Below are 3152 nucleotides of genomic sequence, written 5' to 3' on the forward strand. Positions count from 1 at the left end.
CCTCCTCTTTGACTGCGGTGCGCGACCGCCGTTTGCACTGACAACAACGATTGTCGCCCAGCCCGCGCTCATGCAAAGGGGAGGCTCCGACCGATTAGTTATCGGTCATATCTTCTAGGCCTGCTCTCCCACCCGAGTACAGGCAACCTCTGCTAGACTTCTTCACTGAGTCGGGGGCGTGGCGGAATTGGCATACGCAGGAGACTTAAAATCTTCGGCCGCAAGGATTGTGGGTTCGAGTCCCACCGCCCCTACCATGACTGTCAAGGCCTCCGCAACGGAGGCCTTCTTTGTTCGTGCCCGCCACAGGGACTCGAACCGATGAGGTCGCGAGACTGAGCAAACGCGTGAGCGTTTGCCAGCGAGCGTGCGAGGGCGCGGAGCGCCCGAAGCTGCGCATCCGCGGAGCGGAGGCGCGAGTCCCACCGCCCCTACCATAGCTGTTAAGGCCTCTATCGTGGAGGCCTTCTTTGTTCGTGCCCGTTATAGGGACTCGAACCCGAGAGGGCGCGAGACTGAGCAAACGCGTGAGCGTTTGCCGCGGAGCGCGCAAGGGGCCGCAGGCCCCGCAACGGGAGCGCGCCGGCAGGCGCGCAGAGCCCCACCGCCCCTACCATGACTGTTAAGGCCTCCACAACGGAGGCCTTCTTTGTTCGTGCCTCCACGGCGGCGCTACCCTAGGTGCGAGAGCTCGGGTGTCCATCCTATGGCGGTCGGCATCCCGGAGAGCACCTTGCCAATCGTCGCCGCCATGCCTGCAAGCAGGCTGTTCTCACTCACCGTAAGCGTCTGATATCCGCCCGCCCGCATGAGCTCGCGCACGATGACAGCACCTGCCAGCATCACATGAGCCCGCTTGGGCTGGATGCCCTTGAGCTGAGCGATCTCCGCCACCGAAAGCTTACGCATCCGTTCGATACAGCGATCGACCTCGCTCGCTGACAGCTCATGCAGATGGACGAACGAAGAATCATAGACCTCGAGCTCGTGGGTGATGGCAACCAGGGTCGTCACCGTACCGCCCACTGCCACGAGACGCTCCGGGCGATCGTCGAGCCCTTTCCAATACGCATCGAACTGCTCGGCAGACCAAGCACTTGCCGCTTCCAGGTCGCCGTCGGCAGGCGGATCCCCGTGGAAGAACCGGTCGGTCACGCGGCGACAGCCGATGTTAAGCGATTCCACCCGCTCAAGCTCGACCACGCCGTCGTTCGTCAGGCTGCCGACCGCAATCTCGGTCGAACCGCCACCAGAATCAGCCACGGCAATGCGCTCGCCGCGAAAATCTCGAGCAACGCCATAGAAGGTCAGGCGAGCCTCGACCTCGCCGGGAATGACCTGGGGCACTAGGCCCAGGTCGGACAGGCGGTCAAGCAGCAGGCTTGCGTTTTGGGCATCGCGCGCCGCGCTGGTAAGCGTCGTGCACACGCAGGAAGCGCCGAACGAGCGGGCCTCTTCGACAAATCCACGGCACGCAGCCACCACGCGATCGACGGCATCCTCGCAGAATCGCCCCGTCGCGTCCACACCCTCGCCCAAGTCGGTGATTTCGGTATGTTTGCGCGAGCTCACAACACGCCCGCCGCTAAGCTCGGCAAGCGAAAGCCGTGAGGACACCGTCCCCAAATCAATCGCCGCGACGCGCGTCAGCTCGCAACCACCATCCTGTCCCATAACGTCGCCCCCTGTTTTGCGCCCGCCGCTTGGGCAAACGCGGTCTATTCGCCTGTCGACGCCACCTTCTGGCCGTCGATCCCCTGGTAGAAGAATATGGTGTCTAGCAGCTGAATATACCAGGGCGCATCGTTGGCGACAGCCTCCTCGGCCTCGCGCAGCTCCTCCGACGTCGTCGGCACCGCCGCCGACGCATCGGCGTCGTCCGCATTGTCGCCAGAGCCGTCGGTGGCATCGCCGTCACCGCTCGACGCGGCATTGCCGGCATCGGCGCCAGCGTTGCCGTTGGCACCGGAACCGTCTTCGCCGCTTCCGTCAGCGCCCCCGGAGCCCGAGGCATCTCCCGCCGAAGCATCTCCGGCGTTCGCAGCGTCATCGCCCTCGGCATCCGAGGCGCCGGAGCCGTCTCCGACCGATCCTACGACATCGATGCGCTTCTCTCCGGGCATGACCAGACCCAGGTTCTCACGGGCCGCGTTCTCGATGCCCTCGGTGGACAGCAGCTGGTCGACATCGGTCTCGAGGCGTTCGTTATATTCCTCGCGCAGCTCGAGCTGGCGCGCGAGGATGTCACTGGTGCGATAGGCCACGTAGTAATCGCGAATCGGGAAATACAGGCTCAGCCCTACGACCACGATAAGCAAAAGGAGCAAAGCATACTTATAGGGGCCGGTGGTGACGGCATAGATGGTCTGAACCACCTTGTTATCGGTGGCATAGCGCATGAAGCCGGCGTGACCCGCATGCCCCGAGCCTGCAGCACCGCCGCGACCGCGTGCGCGGTCCTCGGTCGAGGGCTCCGTATGCCCGGCCGAGGTTCGGCTCCCTGCCACGCGGCGCGTATGCGCACCGCGCGACGCTGTAGAGCCGCGAGAAGAGGAGCCCCGCATAGCGGAGCCCCCCTGATCGCTCAGCGGAATACGGTCGGTCTCGCCACGCGAGGACCGACGGCCAACGCCGCTCATAGAGCTGCCGCCACGCCCGGGCGCCGTCGCGCGAGCTGCGCGCCGAGAGCCCGAGGCAGAGTCGTCACCGCCCCTTACCGACTGGAATATGCGCCCGTGCGACCCATCGCGCGCGGCGGACTCCCCCGCCACGCGCCATGGCCGCACCGCCTGTCGGACGGCAGACAAGTCGCCCGTGGCGGCAGCATCTGCCGGCATGCCCCAGCCGCCCTGAAAAGAAGCGGTGCGATATGAGTTGTTACGAAGATCGTTCATGGACGCCTTGTACGTTTAGAGTGCGGGTGCGTTTCGTTTCTCAGTTATACCATGTGCGCCAAAACCAGTTGTGCAGGGTTTGCACATGTTGCAATCACGCGCGAGCTCAAGACGGCGGCGCGCGGCGTCCTGCAAGCCTCCCGAGTTTTGCAGCACACCTGAATAGATAGAGCTTGCTCTGCCCAGTTCAGCGGGCATTTCTCTTACAAATTCTCAATGACTTTATTGCATGGTGTATGCCGGTGCATGATATAATGA

Annotated in this window: 2 protein-coding genes and 1 tRNA gene; 1 reads left to right on the forward strand and 2 read right to left on the reverse strand. The window is 63.8% G+C overall.

Going from position 1 to position 3152, the window contains the following annotated elements; all coding sequences use genetic code 11:
- The first annotated feature begins 172 nt into the window (after positions 1–172).
- Positions 173–257: transfer RNA gene (locus tag B5F33_RS10690), tRNA-Leu, on the forward strand.
- 415 nt (positions 258–672) lie between these two features.
- Here B5F33_RS10690 and B5F33_RS10695 read toward each other — a convergent pair.
- Together B5F33_RS10695 and B5F33_RS10700 are read right to left on the reverse strand one after the other, a co-directional pair.
- Positions 673–1674, reverse strand: coding sequence for a hypothetical protein (locus B5F33_RS10695; protein ID WP_087411807.1), 1002 nt, complete (start codon positions 1672–1674; stop codon positions 673–675).
- A gap of 44 nt (positions 1675–1718) precedes the next feature.
- Positions 1719–2894, reverse strand: a complete 1176-nt coding sequence (locus tag B5F33_RS10700; RefSeq protein ID WP_087411808.1) for a hypothetical protein — start codon at positions 2892–2894, stop codon at positions 1719–1721.
- Between the last annotated feature and the right edge of the window lie 258 nt (positions 2895–3152).

Source organism: Collinsella sp. An2, assembly GCF_002160065.1.
GTDB lineage: Bacteria > Actinomycetota > Coriobacteriia > Coriobacteriales > Coriobacteriaceae > Limicola.

What these genes read in the sequence shown, in the direction of transcription:
- B5F33_RS10695 (WP_087411807.1), bottom strand. Translation starts at nt 1,674, where the DNA reads ATGGGACAGGATGGTGGTTGCGAGCTGACGCGCGTCGCGGCGATTGAT.
- B5F33_RS10700 (WP_087411808.1), bottom strand. Translation starts at nt 2,894, where the DNA reads ATGAACGATCTTCGTAACAACTCATATCGCACCGCTTCTTTTCAGGGC.